This window comes from Faecalibacterium sp. HTF-F, from assembly GCF_023347535.1.
Classification (GTDB): Bacteria; Bacillota; Clostridia; order Oscillospirales; family Ruminococcaceae; genus Faecalibacterium; species Faecalibacterium wellingii.
This window is the reverse complement of the sequence record NZ_CP094473.1, coordinates 1827724-1847308: the sequence shown is the minus strand read 5'-3', so window position 1 is coordinate 1847308 and position 19585 is coordinate 1827724. Positions and strand designations below refer to the sequence as shown.

The 19585-nt window shown below is 56.9% G+C and carries 11 protein-coding genes and 1 tRNA gene; 2 read left to right on the top strand and 10 right to left on the bottom strand.

Going from position 1 to position 19585, the window contains the following annotated elements:
• The first annotated feature begins 8 nt into the window (after positions 1-8).
• Positions 9-1829 carry a glutamine--fructose-6-phosphate transaminase (isomerizing) gene (glmS, locus tag MTP37_RS08800; RefSeq protein WP_249238717.1) on the top strand — a complete coding sequence of 607 codons (1821 nt, stop codon included), beginning with the start codon at positions 9-11 and terminating at the stop codon, positions 1827-1829.
• 136 nt (positions 1830-1965) lie between these two features.
• Here the strand turns inward: glmS and MTP37_RS08795 are convergent, their stop codons facing one another.
• The 6 genes from MTP37_RS08795 to typA all read right to left on the bottom strand — a co-directional run bounded on the left by MTP37_RS08795 (position 1966) and on the right by typA (position 10197).
• On the bottom strand, positions 1966-3489 hold the full coding sequence (locus MTP37_RS08795; RefSeq protein WP_249236940.1) for an Ig-like domain-containing protein: 1524 nt from the start codon (positions 3487-3489) through the stop codon (positions 1966-1968).
• Positions 3490-3538: 49 nt separating this feature from the next.
• Positions 3539-4651: an HlyD family secretion protein gene (locus MTP37_RS08790; RefSeq protein ID WP_249236939.1), complete on the bottom strand. Its 1113-nt coding sequence runs from the start codon at positions 4649-4651 to the stop codon at positions 3539-3541.
• A 2-nt stretch (positions 4652-4653) separates the two neighbouring features.
• Positions 4654-5103 carry a hypothetical protein gene (locus MTP37_RS08785; protein ID WP_249236938.1) on the bottom strand — a complete coding sequence of 150 codons (450 nt, stop codon included), beginning with the start codon at positions 5101-5103 and terminating at the stop codon, positions 4654-4656.
• Between the two features lie 241 nt (positions 5104-5344).
• Positions 5345-7678, bottom strand: coding sequence for a peptidase domain-containing ABC transporter (locus tag MTP37_RS08780; protein ID WP_249236937.1), 2334 nt, complete (start codon positions 7676-7678; stop codon positions 5345-5347).
• A gap of 457 nt (positions 7679-8135) precedes the next feature.
• A tRNA-Asn gene (locus MTP37_RS08775) sits at positions 8136-8212 on the bottom strand.
• Between the two features lie 161 nt (positions 8213-8373).
• Positions 8374-10197 carry a translational GTPase TypA gene (gene typA, locus MTP37_RS08770; protein WP_005945857.1) on the bottom strand — a complete coding sequence of 608 codons (1824 nt, stop codon included), beginning with the start codon at positions 10195-10197 and terminating at the stop codon, positions 8374-8376.
• Positions 10198-10542: 345 nt separating this feature from the next.
• Between typA and MTP37_RS08765 the strand changes: the two genes are divergently transcribed.
• Positions 10543-12150 (top strand): MBL fold metallo-hydrolase RNA specificity domain-containing protein, encoded by a 1608-nt coding sequence (locus tag MTP37_RS08765; protein ID WP_249236936.1) that lies wholly within the window; start codon positions 10543-10545, stop codon positions 12148-12150.
• A gap of 178 nt (positions 12151-12328) precedes the next feature.
• Here the strand turns inward: MTP37_RS08765 and MTP37_RS08760 are convergent, their stop codons facing one another.
• The 4 genes from MTP37_RS08760 to MTP37_RS08745 all read right to left on the bottom strand — a co-directional run bounded on the left by MTP37_RS08760 (position 12329) and on the right by MTP37_RS08745 (position 19496).
• Positions 12329-16582 carry a PolC-type DNA polymerase III gene (locus MTP37_RS08760; protein WP_396344256.1) on the bottom strand — a complete coding sequence of 1418 codons (4254 nt, stop codon included), beginning with the start codon at positions 16580-16582 and terminating at the stop codon, positions 12329-12331.
• Positions 16583-16691: 109 nt separating this feature from the next.
• Positions 16692-17306, bottom strand: a complete 615-nt coding sequence (gene fic / locus MTP37_RS08755) for a protein adenylyltransferase Fic (RefSeq protein ID WP_249236934.1) — start codon at positions 17304-17306, stop codon at positions 16692-16694.
• A gap of 14 nt (positions 17307-17320) precedes the next feature.
• Positions 17321-18367, bottom strand: coding sequence for a flavodoxin-dependent (E)-4-hydroxy-3-methylbut-2-enyl-diphosphate synthase (ispG, locus tag MTP37_RS08750; RefSeq protein WP_249236932.1), 1047 nt, complete (start codon positions 18365-18367; stop codon positions 17321-17323).
• Positions 18368-18383: 16 nt separating this feature from the next.
• Positions 18384-19496: a M50 family metallopeptidase gene (locus MTP37_RS08745; protein ID WP_249236930.1), complete on the bottom strand. Its 1113-nt coding sequence runs from the start codon at positions 19494-19496 to the stop codon at positions 18384-18386.
• Between the last annotated feature and the right edge of the window lie 89 nt (positions 19497-19585).

Genomic DNA, 19585 nt, shown 5'->3' with positions numbered 1-19585 from the left:
TGTTTTGTATGTGCGGCATCGTTGGTTATGTCGGTAAGCGCAATGCACAGGATGTGCTGCTGGATGGTCTGGAAAAGCTGGAGTATCGCGGATATGATTCCGCCGGTGTGGCGCTTGCGCTGGACGGGGGGATCTGCGTAGTAAAAAGCAAGGGACGGCTCACAGCCCTGCGGGAAAAGCTGGCAGCACAGCAGCTGGCACAAAGCTTCTGCGGCATCGGCCACACCCGGTGGGCTACCCATGGCGAGCCCAGCGACGTGAACAGCCATCCGCATTCCACGCCGCGTGTGAGCATCGTGCACAACGGCATCATTGAAAATTACGGGCTGCTCAAGGAACGGCTGGCTGCAAAGGGCTATACTTTCCAGAGCGAGACCGACACGGAAGTGCTGGTAAAGCTGATCGACAGCTGCTATACCGGCGACCCGCTGCGGGCGCTGCAGCAGGCTCTTGCCAAGGTGCGCGGCAGCTACGCGCTGGCGGTGCTGTTCTTCGATTACCCGGACACCATTTTTGCGGTCAAGCGGGAAAGCCCGCTGATCGTCGGCTGGGGAGAAGGCGAAAACTTTATTGCATCGGATATCCCTGCGCTGCTCAAATATACCCGGAAATACAGCGTGCTGGAAGAGGGCGATATGGCCGTCTGCACGGCTGAGGGCATCCGCTTCTACAACGAATTTGGTGAGCCGGTGGAACGTCGGCAGCTCACGGCAGACTGGGATATGGAAGCGGCTGAGAAGGGCGGCTACCCCCACTTCATGCTCAAGGAGATCAACGAGCAGCCTGCCGCCATCACGGCCACAGTGAGCCCCCGTGTGGAGGATGGAATGCCGGAGCTGCGCATCCCGGCGCTGACGGACGAGGTGCTGCGCGGCATTGGCCGGGTGCATCTGGTGGGCTGCGGCACGGCGATGCACGCCGGCATGGTGGGGAAATCTGCCATTGAAGCGCTGGCCCGTGTGCCTGCCGAGGTGGACATTGCCAGCGAGTTCCGCTACCGGGACCCGATTTTGGAAAAGAATGATCTGGTCATCATCATCAGCCAGTCCGGCGAGACCAGCGACACGCTGGCAGCACTCAAGTTGGCCAGGAGCCGCGGTGTGCCGGTGCTTGCTATCGTGAATGTGGTGGGCAGTTCCATTGCGCGCGCGGCCGACTACGTGATGTACACCTATGCGGGGCCGGAGATCGCTGTGGCCTCCACCAAGGCTTACACGGTGCAGATGTGTGTGCTGTACCTGTTTGCCCTGCGTCTGGCCTATGCGCGCGGCCGACTGAGCGAGACGGAGACCCGCCGCTATACGGCGCAGCTGCTGCATGCACCGGAGGTCATCAAGCCACGTCTGGCGGACTGCGAGCAGATCAAATACCTTGCCAGCCGCTATGTGAACACCCAGAGCTGCTTCTTTATCGGGCGTGGCTTCGACTACGCACTTTCGCTGGAAGGAAGCCTTAAACTCAAAGAGATCAGCTATGTGCACTCGGATGCCTATGCGGCAGGGGAGCTCAAGCATGGCACCATCAGTCTGATCACGGATGGCGTGCCGGTGATCGCACTGGCGACCCAGAAGCAGGTATACGAAAAGACCATTTCCAATGCCAAAGAGACCCGCAGCCGCGGCGCAAGGGTGCTGCTGTTCACCACAAAGGACGCCGTGGTGCCCGAGGGTGTGGCCGATGCGGTGGTCCGGCTGGATGAATACGAGGATATCCTGATGCCGCTGCAGCTCATTGTGCCGTTGCAGCTGTTTGCCTACTATATGGCTGTTCTGCGCGGCTGTGATGTGGATAAGCCGCGCAATCTGGCAAAGAGCGTGACGGTGGAGTAATGGCACAAAACCACGCTGAAAAGGCCCGCAGGCCGCTCTGAGAAGATGCGGACGCCGGACCGATGGATAGAACGAAAAAAGCTCCCCTCTCTGAGCTGTCAGAGAGGGGAGCTGCTGTTTTTATAGAGCTTCCGGCTTACCAGAACCAGTAGCGCTTTTTCAGCACGATATAGGCGATGCCGATAATGATGATCGTCACGCCGCCGGCAATGAAGAAGGTCCAGTTGATGTTGGCAAATTTCAGGTTCTGATTGGTCAGCAGATAATGGCCGGCGGTATCTGCTGTGATGATGCCGTCCGTGTAGCTGTTCAGGTACTGCCACTTGCCAGAGGTGGGGTTGTAGAGATACAAGCGGGTATAGGTGCTCACATCCAGATCGATGCGCACCGAGCAGGGGAGGGCTTTGCCCTTGTCCAGCTCAAACTCAATGCCCTCCTTGCTCTCGGTCAGCACGAGCATGGTATCCAGTTCACTGGTGGTGCTCTTGACGTTGCTGCCCGCGATCTGCATGGTGTAGCCGTCGCCCACCACACACAGGGTCTTGCCGGTGGTGCGCAGGGCGTTGAGGATATCACCGGTCACAGTGGGAACTTCGGCCTGCGTAAAGACGATCTCGTTGTCCGTGCTGTCCTGGATCGCCTGCACCACGGGATCGATCTCAATGGGAGTATCGCCCTCCGGCTTTGTAGTGCTGCTGTCCGAAGATTCCTCCGAGGAAGCAGCAGAACGGTTGACAATGACCGTGACCATAGCAGAAGCCGTGCCGTTGGAGACCGTGATGGAGGTTGCACCGGTGCCCACAGCTGTGATCACGCCGCTGGGGCTGACCGTGGCAATGTTGCTGTTGGCGGACTTAAAGGTGAACTTCTGAGAAGCAGAGGAAGGCTTGACGCTGGCGGTCAGGGTGCGGGTGGCACCGGGCTTGAGTACAACGTAGGAAGGATTCACCGTGACGACCTGACCGCTGTTGGAAGAACCGGTGCTGGCGGTTCCGGTTCCGGTTCCGGAGTTGGGAATGCTCATGACCGTAACATTGGTGGTAGCAGTCACCGAACCGCAGGTAGCGGTGATGGTGGCAGTACCGGGGGCGACACCGGTAACGCGGCCAAAATTATTCACCGTGGCTACCTTTTCGTTGGAAGAGGTCAGGGTGACGGTGGCATAATTGGAGGCCGAGGTGGGACGCACCTGCAGCTGTGCCGATACCGAGTTGCCGACATAAATGGTATTGGAGGACAGAGAAAGATCCATTTCGGTCACGATCATGGAGGAATCCATGGAGACCACGATGGTGTAAGCACAGATCTGATTACCGGCAGCAGCTGTGATACGGGTTGTGCCCACACCCACGGCCTGCACAACACCGGTGTTGCTCACGGTCAGAATGGAGGTATCGTCCGATATATAGACCACCGAATCGGTAGAGTTGCGGGGACGCACCACAGGGGACAGCTGCTGAGAAGAACCCAGCAACATATTGGCGGTATAGCTGCCGGCTTCAATGCTTTCGGCAGGTACATTCTGATCCCACGGCATGGTAATGCCGCTCAGGGCGAGGCCGGAGACCGGGCTTGCTGCGGCCGCAGACACAGCTGTGCCGCAGGCCAGCAGGCAAAACGCTGCCGCACAGACGGCCAGTTTTTTTGCGGTTGATTTCATAGTAAGTATACCTCTTTGGGGTGATTTGGCAGCGGCTGACAGTCCGGTTTTAATGGAACAGAACACCCAGTGCTTCCATTGCGTACTCAAAGTAAGTGATCTGGTCGTACTCCACACGGGCGGTAACGCTCATGCCGTTGGAAAGGTCTACCTTATCACCGCTCTTGCTTACCACGTAGGTGGTATCCGGCTTGATGGTCATTTTGTAGTAGGATGCATTGGTGCTGGCGGTCACATCGCTGTCGATCGCGGTCACGGTGCCGGTCAGGGTGCCGTAGGAGTACTCCGACAGGCCGGTGATGGCGATCTTGCAGGGGTCGCCCACATGCAGCAGGGGACGGTCATTCACGGTGACCATGGCAACGACCTCCAGATCGTCGTTCTCACTGGCGACAGTAGCCAGCGGAGAACCGGCGCTCAGGACCATGCCCTCCTTATAGGGGGTATCCATGTGGATCACACCGGAGGTGGGAGCATAGATATAATAATCGTTGGCACCAGTGTTCAGGGTATCGATCTGGGCCTGAATGTTGTCCACGTTGCTCTGCGCACTGGTGATGCTCTGGGAAATGGACTGCATGGTGGAGTAGTACAAGGCCTCCACCTCGCTCTGGCTTTGCTCCATCATGGTCTTGATCTGAGCATCCGAATAGCCGGCAGCCTGATAGGCAGTAGCGTCAAAGGTCTTTTGCGAGACCTGACTCTTGTAGGTCTCGTACTGGTAGTAGTAAGGCTGATCTTCCGGGTTCGTCTCGCTGAAGTAGTTGGTGTCGTCCTGCACGCACTGCAACAGCTTATTATACTGGTCCAGCTGGGTCTGGTAGATCTTGAGCTGGCTTTCCAGATTGTCCTGCTGCATATCGATGTCGGTGCTCTTGATGTGCGCCACAAGGTCGCCCTCGTTCACATAGCTGCCTTCCGAGATATACATTTCGGTGATGGAACCGGAATAGCTGGACATGATGTAGGTCTTGTTGCTGGCCTGCACGGTGCCGGTGTTCTGACTGACATAAATGCGGTTGGTCTGGGTGCTCCACACCAGAAGGAACACCATAAAGATACCCACCAGAATGACAAAGGCGTAACCGTAGGGCGGCACATCCCTGTCCAGCATGATACGGCGGTCCTGCAGGTCCGTCAGGCTTTGAACTTTCATCGTCATAATTATTTGGTCTCCATAAAGACATCAATCACAGCATCGTCAGAATCCTGATTGACATAGATCGTATAAGTAGTGCCGGTCAGCTTCTGGTCGTTCTCAAAAGCGTGGACCTGCAGCTTGTAGGAGGCCAGCTGGCTGTTTTCCATGGGGCCGGTGTAGTGGGCGTACAGGCAGTTCTTGACGCGCAGGATGGCATCCATGTGGTAGCCCGGGTCCATCTGAGGGATGAGCTGGGTGGCCTGCTGCATCATGTACAGGTGCATCTGATGATCCTCGCCCAGTGCAAGGGACTGGATGATGGGGCCGATGGGCTGAGCGTTGTTGCTCTTGATGAAATTGTGCATCTGGGTCAGCACCACCGGCAGGCTGGCCATTTCTTCCGGACGGATCTCGCGGGAGAGCACATTGGTGAGCTTGAGGGTCTTGTTTTCAGCTACTTTGATCTCATTCATGATAAATACCTCTGTTTCGTTTCAGATTTACTTTACATCGGCGTTAGATAAAATGTGCCCGGAGGCGCTTTGTCTCCGGGCACACCATAGTAAGGCATTGTCACCTGAGCAGGCCGCGCCGCTTCAGGGTAACACCATCTTCCTTATTCAGGACAGACGAGACAAACAGGCTTTCTGTTGTCAGCATCGATGGCCCTGGCAGTCATATTATGGAACCGGAACTCCATCCGATCTCAGCATATCAATAGGTGATCGACTCGCCGTCGTCATCCTCTTCCACGACAGCCTGCATGACAGGCTGCTTGGGTTCTGCCTTTTTCTTGCTGCGGTAAATACCCTGCTGCATGTTCCACAGCTCGTAGTATTTGCCTTCCTTGGCAAGCAGCTCCTCATGGGTGCCGCGCTCCACGATCTGGCCGTGATCCATCACCAGGATCATGTCACAGTCACGGACAGTGGACAGACGGTGAGCAACGATCAACATGGAACGATCCGCAAGCTGATCATAGATCATGTTGAAGATCAGGTTTTCCGTTGCAAAGTCGAGGTTGCTGGTGGACTCATCCAGAATGTAGAGGTTGGAATCCTTCAGGAAAGCACGAGCCAGTGCAATGCGCTGTTTCTCACCGCCGGACAGGCCGTTGCCGGCTTCTTCCAGATAGGTGTTGTACTGCAGGGGCAGATGACGGATAAAGTCGTGCGCATCGGCCTTCTTGGCAGCTTCCTTGACCTCGTCCATGGTGGCATCCATGCGGGAAACACGGATGTTGTCATAGATGGTCTTGCTGAACAGCTCAACGTTCTGCGGCACATAGGAAATGGCGCGGCGGACAGAATCGTTGGTATACTCCGTCAGATTCACACCGTTGAAGTCGATCTCACCATCCTCCGGCTCATAATACTTGAGCAGAAGCTTGGTGATGGTGGACTTGCCGCTGCCGCTGCTGCCCACCAGAGCCACCTTTTTACCGGCCGGGATGGTAAAGCTGATGTGATCCAGTGCAGGAGCACGGTTGCCGTAACGGAAGGTAACATCCTTGAACTCGATGTCGCCCTCCACCTTTTCCAGATCCGTGCGATCCTCGTCGCCGGCAGTCTCAGAAGGATAGTCCATGATCTCGGTCAGACGCTTCATGGAGATGTTGGCTTCCTGGATCTGCATCTGCAGACCGATCAGGTTGCTCAGCGGAGAAGTGAAGTAGGAAGACAGGGTGCTGAAAGCCATATAGCCGCCCAGCGTCATTTCGCCGTTCAGCACCTGACTGATACCTACATAAGTAGTCAGCATGCCAAAGATCATGGAGATGAAGGTAGAGATCAGACCCTGTGTGGTGCTGATGCGGCTGGAACGCAGGCTGATCTTCAGGCTCTTGATGTACTCGCGCTCAAGGTTTTCCAGCTCGGTGTCCTCGTTGGCGTTGCACTTGACGGTCTCAATGCCGCGCAGGCTTTCGATCATCTGGCTGTTCAGTGCAGCAGACTGCACCATGGTCTCTTCGTTGATCTTCTTATACGGCTGCTTGTAGATCAGCACCAGCAGGATGCTGACCAGAGCCATGAACAGCGAAATGGAGAACAGCATCGCGTTCATGCGGAACAGGATGATGCCGGTGATGATGGCCATGGAAATATCCATGATCAGACTCAGCGCAATGCTGGTGAAGATGGACTTGATGGTGTTTGCATCCGAATAACGGGTGGTGATATCACCAGTTTTGCGGGTGGCAAAGAACTTCATGGGCAGGTGGAAGATGTGCCCGAAGTAGCCCATCATCAGCGGGATATCGATCTTGATGGACAGATGAATCAGCACCCACTGCCGCACAAAACCGATCAGAGTATTGGTCAGGCTGACCATGCTGAACACGAGGATCAGTGTGACCAGCAGATTATCCAATCCGTAGGGCAGCACCTCATCCATCAGGATCTTGTTGAACATGGAGGATGCAATGCCGAGGATCGTTGTGATCAGTGAGGCAAAAATTGCATAGAAGAAAAGCTTTTTCTGCGGCAGCAGCAGATCAATGTAGCGCTTGAACATGCCGCCCTTTTCCACCTTGCCGCCCTTGAACTCCGAGGTGGGGTTCATCAGCAGCAGAACGCCCGTAAAGTTCTTGTAGAACTCATCCAGACTGATCTTTTTCAGCTCTGTGGCGGGGTCGCCGATGATGACATAATCCTTGCACTTGTGCTTTTTGCCGTTCTTCTCATCTTCCTTGGCAGATTCCGACTCCTTCAGCATGTGCTTGCGGCGCTCACCCTCATCCTTGATGGTGGTCTTTTTAAAGACCACCACAAAGTGGGCCAGACCCTGGTCGGTAATGACCTGTGCGATACAGGGCAAAGAGAAATCGCTGAGGAAATTTTCACGGTCCACGCGAACCGCTGCGGTGGAAAAACCCAACTCGTTAGCGGCTTTCTGCAAACCAACAAGGTTCGTGCCTTTCAGGTCAGTGCCCATCATATCGCGCAGGCGGGTGATGGTAACTTCCTTTTTGTAATGGAGGCACACCATTGCGAGGCAGGCAGCCGCACAGTCGGTAGTGTCATGCTGCCGGACGTAGGTATAACGCATAGATGCTTCCTTTGATCATATACAAATTTATTCAAACGACTGCAGAACACTTCCAAGGGAAGCGGACGGCAGCAGCTCTGACAACACAAAAAACACAGTCTGTAAGCAGTATAAAAACCGGTGGCTTACCCCGTCCTGCGGAGAACGGCGGCAAAGCACCGGTCAGCTGCTGTTAAAAATGGCAAAATGCCCATGGAACTGTGTGCCGGGTTTTGGAAAATCAGATACTAATTCCCAAAGAACATAAAAAGTATACCACAATGCAACATCTTCTTCAAGTGGTCAATTTTTAAGAAATCATTAAGCTGGATGCTTTTTTCTGCATAGATGCTGCCTTTTCCGGGGCTGTGGACAGAGACCGGAGATGGCGGGACAGAGGGGAAAATCCATGCGGCATCAGCTGCCGGCTGCAGCACAAATAAAAAGAGCAATGTCCGTAAGGAACATTGCTCTGCTTTGGCGCCTCTTGCCTGACTCGAACAGGCGACACCCTGATTAACAGTCAGGTGCTCTAACCGACTGAGCTAAAGAGGCAGATCACAGTTGTGACTGCGAGAGATATTATACCGCATAAGAATGCCTTTTGCAAGCCTTTTTTTACAAAATCAGAGATTTTTTGCAAAAACAAAAAGCCCTGCGGCGTTTTTGAAACGCTGCAGGGCGGGAAATGCATATTATATAAGGGAGTGGAACGCTTACTTCAGCTTGCTCTTGGCCTTCATGCGCTGCTCGTGGTTCAGGATCTGCTTGCGGATGCGCAGATTCTCGGGGGTGACCTCCAGCAGCTCATCCTGTGCCAGGAACTCCAGACAGCCTTCCAGACTCAGCTTGCTGATGGGGATCAGGCGCAGGGCATCGTCAGAGCCGGATGCACGGGTGTTGGTCAGATGCTTGGTCTTGCAGACGTTGACATCCACATCCTCGCCGGAAGCGGTGTAGCCGATGACCATGCCTTCGTAGACCTTCTCACCGGCGCCCACCAGCAGAGTACCGCGCTGCTGTGCGTTGAACAGACCGTAGGTGACGGCCTCGCCGGTCTCAAAGCTGACCAGAGAACCGGTGGAGCGGTTGGCGATCATGCCGGCCCAGACATCATAACCGTCGAAGATCTGGTTGATGATGCCTTCGCCGTGGGTATCGGTCAGGAACTGGTTGCGGTAGCCGAACAGGCCGCGGCTGGGCATACGGAACTCCAGACGCACGCGGTCGGTGCCCAGAGACTCCATCTGCTGCAGGATGGCCTTGCGCTGGCCCAGACCGGTCATGACAGCGCCCTGATACTGGGTGGGCACATCGATGACAACATGCTCCATAGGCTCGTAGGTCTTGCCGTCGATGACCTTGGTCAGAACGTGCGGGGGAGAGACCTGCAGCTCATAACCTTCGCGGCGCATGGTCTCGATCAGGATGGACAGATGCATTTCGCCACGGCCCATAACGCGGAAGGAATCGGTAGTGGCAGAATCCTCCACCTTCAGAGCGACGTCCTTCAGCAGTTCCTTCTGCAGACGGTCACGGATCTGACGGCTGGTAACATACTTACCCTCACGGCCGGCCAGCGGGCTGTCATTGACAGAGAAGGTCATTTCCACGGTGGGGTCGTTGATCTTCACAAAGGGCAGCGGCTCCACATTGGAGGGGCTGCACAGGGTGTTGCCGATGGTCACATCGGGCAGGCCGGAGAAGGCCACGATATCGCCGGCGGTGATGTTATCGCAGGGCTGACGGCCATTGGCCTGGAAGTCGTACAGCTTGGTCAGACGGCCGCGCATCTTCAGATCCTGATTGTGCCAGTCACAGACGACAACTTCCTCGCCAACCTTGGCAACGCCGTTCTGGATGCGGCCGATGCCAATGCGGCCCACAAAGTCGTTGTAGTCCACAGAGGACACCAGCATCTGGAAGGGAGCCTCGGGGTCGCCCTCAGGCGGCTTGATGGTGCTCAGCAGAGTATCGAACAGGGGGATCAGGTCGGTGCCGGGCACATCCGGGTCCAGGCTTGCGGTGCCATCACGGCCGCAGCAGAACAGCATGGGGCAGTCCAGCTGCTCATCGGTGGCGCCCAGATCCATCAGCAGGTACAGCACCTCATCGATGACTTCCTTGATGCGGGCATCGGGACGGTCGATCTTGTTGATGGCCACCACCAGACTCAGGTTCTGCTGCAGAGCCTTCTGCAGCACGAAACGGGTCTGGGGCATGCAGCCCTCGGCAGCGTCCACCAGCAGCAGAACGCCGTTGACCATCTTCAGCACGCGCTCGACCTCGCCGCCGAAGTCGGCATGGCCCGGAGTATCGACGATGTTGATCTTGACGCCCTTGTAGGTGCAGGAGCAGTTCTTGGCCAGAATGGTGATGCCGCGCTCACGCTCGATATCGCCGCTGTCCATGACGCGCTCAGCCACGACCTGATTGTCGCGGAACGCGCCGCTCTGACGCAGCATTGCGTCCACCAGGGTGGTTTTGCCGTGGTCAACGTGAGCGATAATGGCAACGTTGCGCAAATCGTTACGAACCATAAAATTCAACCTCTCTATTATTAAAACTCATAAAATACGAACGAACGTCATACAAACCTAAGTTTATAACAGAAGAGGGTGGTTTGTCAAGATTGTATAAAAAATTTTTCAGTCTTTCGGCAGAATGCCCGAGAAAAGCGGCGTGATTTGTGCGGCGTGTCCCTTGAAAATATGCTATACTAAGGGTGCAAAAGCAAAATGCGGAGAACGGGGTTGCGAGCCGGGGGCTTTTCCCGCGAAATTTCGGGGCTTCCAGCTCCCACCCTCGGATCATTCGCTGGGAAAACTCCCGGCCCTCAGCCCGGAGAAGTACCGATAAAATGCTGCAAAACCGGAGGTGTTTTTATGAAGATCACGTTTCTGGGCGCGAACCATGAGGTCACCGGCAGCTGTACGCTGATCGAAGCGGCCGGACGGCGCTTTCTGATCGACTGCGGCATGGAGCAGGGCAAGGATGTCTACGAAAATCAGCCCATCCCGGTTGCTCCCGGGGAAATCGACTGGGTGCTGGCTACCCATGCCCATATCGACCATACCGGCATGCTGCCGCTGCTGGTGCGCAATGGCTTCCGGGGCAACATCTATGCTACGAACCCGACGGTGGAGCTGTGCGGCATCATGCTGCGGGACTCAGCCCATATTCAGGAATTTGAAGCCGAATGGAAAAACCGCAAGGGCCAGCGTTCCGGTGCAGAGCCGGTGGAGCCCATGTACACCGTACAGGATGCCGAAGCGGCCATGAAGCTGTTCAGGGGAGTAAACTATGAACAGCGCGTGGAGCTGGCGCCGGGCATTGAGGCGCGCTTTGTGGATGTGGGCCATCTGCTGGGCTCGGCCAGCATCGAGCTGTGGATCACCGAGGGCGAAAATACCACAAAACTGGTGTTCTCCGGCGATATTGGCAATACGGACCAGCCCATCATCAGGGACCCCACCTACATCAAAGAGGCGGACTATGTCTTTATGGAGTCCACCTATGGCGACCGCAGCCACGGTCCAAAGCCGGATTATGTGAACGAGCTGGCAAAGATCCTGCAGCGCACCTTTGACCGCGGCGGCAATGTGGTCATTCCCAGCTTTGCGGTGGGCCGCACGCAGGAGATGCTCTACTTTATCCGTGAGATCAAGGAAAAAGGGCTGGTCAAAGGCCACGGCAATTTCCCGGTGTACATCGACAGCCCGCTTGCCATTGAAGCAACGCGGATCTTCCGGGATACCGACATGGAGTGCTTTGACGAAGAGACCCGGGCCATGCTGGCAAAAGGCATTGACCCCATTGCGCTTCCGGGCCTGCGGGTAACCGTGACCAGTGATGAATCCCGTATGATCAACGCAGACCGTGTGCCCAAGGTCATCCTCTCGGCCAGCGGCATGTGCGAAGCGGGCCGCATCCGCCATCACCTCAAGCATAACCTGTGGCGTCCGGAGTGCACGATCCTGTTCGTGGGCTATCAGGCGGTGGGCACGCTGGGCCGCACCCTCATTGATGGTGCAGTCAACGTCAAGCTGTTTGGCGAGCCCATTGAGGTACAGGCGGAGATCTGCCAGCTCACCGGCATGTCCGGCCATGCGGACAGGGAGGGCCTGCTGCGCTGGGTGGGTGCCTTTGAGCAGAAGCCGAAGCGGGTCTTTGTGATGCACGGCGACGACGAGACCGAGGACCGCTTTGTGGAGACCCTGACCGAACAGGGATTTACCGCCTGCGCACCCTACAATGGGGCACAGTGGGCCATTGGTGCCGAGGGTGCTGTCTGTCTGCAGGAGGGCTCCCGGGTGCGCATTGAGCACAAGGCATCCGAAGGGCAGAGCCGTGCCGCCAGCGTGTTCCAGCGGCTGGTCAGTGCCGGCAAGCGCCTGCTGCGTGTCATTGAGCACAACGAGGGCGGTGCCAACAAGGATCTGGCAAAGTTTGCCGACCAGATCAACGCCCTGTGTGACAAGTGGGATCGATAAGGCAAAACAATACAAGAACAATGTTCGCCGTTTCCACAAAGGAACGGCGAATTTTTTGTGCAAACCGGTGTCTGCCCAGCCCGTGATCGTTCTTCCCTGACATAAAAATACCCCCGGAGCGTGCAGAGTTCTGGCGTTGCTCTGCCTGCTCCGGGGGCATATCATTTTGTAGCGTTTTTCAGAAAAAGCTCACCTGACTACTTTCCGGCAGGTCGCCCAGAGCGCCCACCTGACGCAGGCGGTCCAGAATGCTGCTGCCGACGCCGGACGCCTGTTGCAGCTCCTCCACCGAGATATACTCTTCACCGTGGATGGTGGCACGTTCCAGCGCTTCGGCGGCGGCACCGCCCAGACCCTTCAGTGCACAGAAGGGCAGGCGTACCTTGCCGTCCTCCACCACATACTTGGAGCCGCGGCTCTTGCCCAGCTCAATGGGCAAAAACTCGTAGCCGCGCACCAGCATCTCGTTGACGAGCTGCAGGCTGACCAGCACATCTTCGTCCTTGGCGTTCTTCTCTTCCTTCAGGCGGCGCTTGACCTCTTCCATGTGGGCGCGGGCCACTGCCGCACCGCCCACAGCGGCTTCGTAGTCGATATCGTCGCCGCGCACGGTAAAGTACACGGCATAGAACTCCGGCGGGCGGTAGATCTTGAACCACATCAGGCGGATGGCCGACATCAGGTAGGCCACAGCATGGGCCTTGGGGAACATATACTTGATCTTGCGGCAGCTCTCGATGTACCAGTCCGGCACCTCGTGCTCCCGCATGGCTTCCTCCCAGCCATCCTTGAAGCCGCCCTTGGCTACCTTGCCCTTACGCACAGCCTCCATGATATCAAAGGCCATCTTGGGCTCCAGACCCTTGCGCAGCAGGTACAGCATGATGCTGTCACGGCAGCCAATGACCTCCGCAATGGTGCAGGTGCCGCTGCGGATCAGCTCGTCCGCGTTGCCGGTCCACACATCGGTGCCGTGGGACAGGCCCGAGATCTGGATCAGTTCGGAAAAGTTCTTGGGGCGTGCCTCCACCAGCATACCGCGCACGAAGTTGGTACCCATTTCCGGGATGCCGAAGGTGCCGGTCTGGCTGTCGATCTGTTCCGGGGTCACGCCCAGCGCTTCCGGGCTGGTCAGCAGGCTGTACACCTTGGGGTCGTTCATGGGAATGCTGTCGATGGGAATACCGGTGTACTCCTCAAAATACTTGTAGAAGGTGGGCATATCGTGGCCCAGCTCGTCCAGCTTGAGCAGGGTGTCGTGCAGATACTTGAACTCGAAGTGGGTGGTCAGCAGGCCGCCCGCCACATCATCCGCCGGGTGCTGGATGGGGCAGAAATCGTAGATTTCGTAGGTGTCCGGCACAACGACCATGCCGCCGGGGTGCTGACCCGTGGTGCGCTTGACGCCGGTGCAGCCCAGAGTCAGGCGGTTCTCCTCGGCGTGGTTCACCGTGCGGCCGCGCTCATCCAGATACTTTTTCACATAGCCGTAGGCGGTCTTGTCCTGAATACCGGATACGGTGCCTGCCTTGAACACATTGGCTTTGCCGAACAGCTCCTCGGTGTAGCGGTGCACGTTGGACTGGTACTCGCCGGAAAAGTTCAGGTCGATATCCGGCTCCTTGTCGCCGTAGAAGCCGAGAAAGGTCTCGAAGGGAATGTCGTGGCCGTCCACCAGCATCCGGGTGCCGCAGTGGGGGCAGTTTTTATCCGGCAGGTCAAAGCCGTCATCCACGCTGCCATCGGTGATGAACTCGCTGTGCTTGCACTTGGGGCAGCGATAGTGGGGCGGCAGGCTGTTCACCTCCGAGATGCCGGAGAAGTGGGCCACGGCCGATGAGCCGACCGAACCACGGCTGCCCACCTGATAGCCGCCCGCGTTGGAGTAGGCCACCAGCTTGACCGCAATGACGTACAGCACGGCGTAGCCATGGCCGCAGATGGAGTCCAGTTCCTTCTGCAGCCGCTTCTCCACGATCTCGGGCAGGGGATCGCCGTAATCACGCTTGGCGTGTTCCCACGTAGCATCGCGCAGCTGCTGCTCTGCGCCCTCGATACTGGGCGGGTAGGTGCCGCGCGGGATGGCACGAACATTGTTGTCGATCATCGCCGCGATCTTGCGGGGGTTCTTCACCACCACCTCGTAGGCTTTTTCCTTGGGCAGGTAGTAGAACTGTGCCAGCATATCCTGCGTGGTGCGGAAGAACAGGGGCGGCTGGTTGTCCGCATCCTTGAAGCCGTTGCCCGCCTGCAGCACGGCGCGGTACGCCGCATCCTCCGGCTCGGTAAAGTGCACGTCGCCGGTGGCAATGACCGGCTTGTGCAGATCTTCACCCAGCTTGATGACCGTGCGGTTGAAGTTTTTGATGTCCTCTTCGCTGTCCACCTTGCCGTCCCGCACCATGTAGGCGTTGTTGCCCAGCGGCTGGATCTCAAGGATGTCGTAGTAGGCGGCGATCTTTTTCAGTTCCTCGTAGCTGGTGCCATCCACGATGGCCCGGTACAGCTCGCCGGCTTCGCAGGCGGAAGTGAGCAGCAGGCCGTCCCGGTATTTGTTCAAAAGGCTCCGGGGCACCCGGGGCTTTTTGAAAAAGTAGTTCACATGGGCTTCGCTGACGATCTTGTACAGATTTTTCAGGCCCATCTGGTTCTTGACCAGAATGATGAGGTGGTAATACTTCTTTTTCAGCACCTCGCGGTTGCCGCCAAGGCCGGTGTTGATCTCACTGACCTTTGCTACCTGCTTTTCTTCCAGATCCTTCAGCATGACACCAAAGATACGGCCCAGCGCGGCAGAGTCCTCACAGGCACGGTGGGCCTCGTAGGCAGGCAGCTCCAGATGCTTGTTGATGGTGCCCTGCTTGTAATTGTGCAGGCCGGGATACATGGCCTGCGCCATGGTCAGGGTGTCGATATAGGTCGGCTCCAGCCTGATGCCGCTGCGCTTGGCGGCGGCGCGCAGGAAACGCATATCAAAGGCGTGGACGTTGTGGCCCACAAGGATGCGGTCTCCCGCAAATTTGAGGAAGGCTTCCAGCGCTTCCTTTTCGCCGGGAGCATCCGCCACCATTTCGTTGGTGATGCCGGTCAGCTCGGTGATCTTGGGGGTGATGGGCTTGCCGGGCTTGACAAAGGTGTCAAATTCCTCCATCACTTCGCCGTTTTTCACGATGACGGCACCGATCTCGGTCATATACTCCACGCCCGGGTCAAGGCCGGTGGTCTCGGTATCAAAGACGCAGAACTCCCCGTCCAGCGGCTGATCCTTCACACCGTACACGCAGGGGATCATGTCGTCCACAAAGTAGGCTTCGCATCCATAGATCAACTTGAAATCCGGATCGGATTTATGGATATCGTCCGCTGCCAGCATGGCTTCCGGATAGCCCTGACACACACCGTGGTCGGTGATGGCAATGGCCGGATGCCCCATGCGGTGGGCCAGCTTGACAATGCCGCCGGGGTCGCAGAAGCCATCCATGCTGGAAAGCTTGGTGTGCAGATGCAGCTCCACCCGCTTCTCCGGTGCGGTGTCCTCCCGCTTTTTGCGCTCCACGATGAGCACATCGTAGGGGTAGACGATATAATCGTGCTCGTACTTGTCGTAGGAGCAGTCGCCGCGCACGATGAGGGTGGTGCCCTTGCCAAGGCTCTCCCACTTGGAGCAATCCTCACCTTCCTGCGCACGGATCTTCAGGTTGATGGAGCCCTGATAGTCGGTGATGGACACGGTGTAGATCTTGCGGTAGTTGCCTTTGACCTCCGAGAAGAACACATCGCCCCAGATGATGCACTTGCCGCCCTCACCGCCCAGATCCTTCAGCGGGGTGAGGTTCTTGGGGGTGAACATTTTGCCATGGAAAATGGTGACAGGCTTATCGGTCAGATCCAGACCATCCACCTTGATGGACGGTGCGGTGTTCTTTTTCTCGAACTTAACCACCGGCGGCGCGATCTTGCGCTCCAGTTTTTCCTCCAGCTGATGCTGTTCCGCCTCACTCACAGTACTCTGCAGTGTTACCTGCGGCGTTACCCCGGTGTGCGCCGCAATGCGCTCGGCAAGCAGCTTTTCAAAGTGCATTTCCTGCAAAAACTTTGTGCCGTGGCACACGCCGATGGTGATTTTCTGGCCAACGATCTGGATGGTGCACCGGTCCAGAAAGCCGTTGATGGGCACGCCGTCCCGCTTCATTTCGTCCATCAGGCCGCGCAGAGCGGTTTCATCCAGCATGGCATAGCCAAACAGGTTCTGGATACGCAGCTCAAAGCCCTCATAGTCCGGCTGCAGGGATGCCAGCAGCCGGGCACAGAGATCTTTGTCCAGCGGTGCACCGCTGCGCAGGGTAAAGATGACCTGCCGCTCCTGCCGCAGCATCTGCGCGTGCTCCACAATGACCTGCCCGAAGCAGGCCGCAAATGCCGGGTCCACCATGAACTGCGGCCACAGGTTGGATACGAGTGGTGTCACAAATGGTACTCCTTTTTATACAGCACAAACTGCCGCACCCGTTTTTTGCAGGTGTGGCAGCAAAAATGTGGTTTTATTTCTTTGCAAGTTCCTCTGTTCTGAAAATCTGGTAGCCCTCATAATGATAGCTTGCATCAATACCCTTCATATACACCTGACGGTCATGGATCTGTTCCGTCAGTGCTTTATGCAGCAGTACCTTGATTTCCAGATCTTTCACCGGACTGCGCTCCATGGCCATCAGATAGTCGCTTTTATCCACGCGGCTCCAATCCACCACCTGATGCAGTTCTTTTTTCAGGATGCAGTCCAGCCAGATACGGGTACTGCGGCCATTGCCTTCCCGGAAAGGGTGCGCCACGTTCATTTCTACATATTTTTCAATAATTTCATCAAACGTAGACTGCGGCATCTGGTCAATGCTTTCCAGTGCCGGGCGCAGATACATGACCGGTGCAAAGCGAAAATTTCCCTTTGCGATGTTTACGGTGCGCATCTGACCGGCAAATTCATAGATATCTTCAAACAGATATTTATGGATCATTGCAAGGCCTGCAAATGTTCCTACCGGAAAAGTATCCAGCAAACCCGTATCATACAGCGCCAGCGCCTTTTGTTTGCTGATCCTTTCCTCTTCACGGGCAAGCTCCAGTTCATCGGTCAGGCCCAGTTTATTTTGCAGTGCCATAGCATTCTCCCACTTTACAGTTTATAGATCTCATCCATGAACTGATCCAGAATGTTGTCTCCGGTCAGCTTTTTGATGGGCTTGCCGTGGATGAACAGCACCGCCTCGCCCTTGCCGCCGGCAATGCCGATGTCTGCTTCGCGGGCTTCACCGGGGCCGTTGACCACGCAGCCCATCACGGCCACCTTGATGGATTTTTTGCAGCCCTGCAGCCGCTTTTCCACCTCGTTGGCGATCTGGGTGCATGGATACTGGGTGCGGCCGCAGGTGGGGCAGGTGATGACCTCCGGGCCCGCCACCGGGAAGCCTACGGCACGCAGGATGTTGTAGCCAGCTTCCACTTCCTTTTCCGGCTCTGCGGCCAGCGAGACGCGGATGGTATCGCCAATGCCTTCCAGCAGCATTCCGCCGATGCCCATGCCGCTTTTCAGCAGACCCATCTGGTAGGTACCCGCCTCGGTAACACCCACATGGAGCGGGTAATCCGTGACAGCGCTGAGCTGGCGGTAGGCCTCCATCATGCGGGGCACATTGGAGTTCTTGATGGAAATGACGATGTTGTTGAAATCGAATTTTTCCAGCAGGCGCACATGGTACAGTGCACTCTCCACCATGGCTTCCGGGGTGGGGGCGCCATATTTGGCAAGGATATGCTTTTCCAGACTGCCGCCGTTCACACCGATGCGGATGGGGATGTTCTTCTGCTGGCAGGCATCCACCACCGCCTTCACCCGGTCGTCGTCGCCAATGTTGCCGGGGTTGATGCGGATCTTGTCCACACCCACGTCCGCGCAGGCCAGAGCTGCCTTGTAGTCAAAGTGGATGTCTGCCACGATGGGGATGTTCACCGCATTTTTGACGGCTTCGATGCATTTTGCATCTGCCGGGCTGGGGCAGGTCACCCGCAGGATCTGGCAGCCGGCAGCTTCGCACCGTTTTGCCTGAGCCACATTGCCCTCAATATCCTCCACCGGCACATTGAGCATCGTCTGCACCGCAACAGGATTCTTGCCGCCGATGGTCACATTGCCAATCTTTACTTCCCGCTTTAATTGCCGCATAGGGTTCCCCTTTCGTTTACATTGCACCGGTCAAAAGCCGGATGATATCATTGTAGGTTGCAAAGAGCATCAGACCGAACAGCAGTGCAAAGGCTGCAAGTGTCAGCCAGCTCTGCAGCTTTTCCGGCACCGCATGGCCCGTGACGCCCTCAATGACCAAAAATACGACCTTGCCGCCGTCCAGCGCAGGGAAGGGCAGCAGATTGAACACGCCCAGATTGATGGTGATAAGCGCCAGCAGCTCCAGCAGGTCCTGCCAGCCGTAGCTTGCCGCCTGCCCGATGGCGGTCACGATCCCCACCGGGCCGGAGAGGTTGTTGATGCTTTCCCGTCCGCGTACAAGATCTGTCAGGGAGGTGAACACGATGCGCCCATAGTACAGGGTACTGTTCCACGCTTCGCTCAGCACATGGAGCGGTGTTTTCGGGATGCCGTATACCGTAAAGCCGAGACTCATATGGGTCTGGCCGTCCTCGTCCTGCCAGGTGTCAAACTGCACGTCCGGCAGCTCCACCTTCTGGCCATCCCGCTTCACAGTGAACCGGGCACGGTACTGTTCGGTGCGCACCAGCTCATAAAGGATGTCGTTGGCCACAAAGCAGCGCCTGCCGTTCACAGCAACGATCTCATCGCCCGCCTGCAGGCCGGTCTGACCGCAGAGGGCGCTGCCCTCAATGGAGTAGATGACCCTGCTGGTGATGGGGCCTTCCTGCGCTGTCACAAGAATGACCAGCACCACAAAGCCCAGCACAAAATTCATGAAGGCACCTGCCGCCATCACCAATGCACGCTGCCATACCGGGGCATCGTTCAAAGGGATGCCGGTGCGCTGCTCCGGCGGGATGGGGCTTGCGGTCTCTGCTTCCCGCTCGTCACAGGCTGCTTCGGCCTGCTGGCTCTCGGGGCTTTCCTCGCCCTCCAGCGCCACATAGCCGCCTACCGGCAATGCACGCAGGCTGTACTGAGTGCCCTTATAGATCTTCTTCCACAGAGCCGGACCCATGCCGATGGAAAACTCGTTGACCTGAATGCCGCAGAGCTTTGCCACCGCAAAGTGCCCGAACTCGTGTATGGCGATCACCGCGCTGAACACGATCAGTGCGGCGATCAGGGTAATGAAAATTGACATTGCGTCTCCTAAAGCTGAAAAGTCGGAAACCCTCTCAGTCAGGGCTGCCGCCCTGCCAGCTCCCCCGAAGGGGGAGCTTTTGCACATCT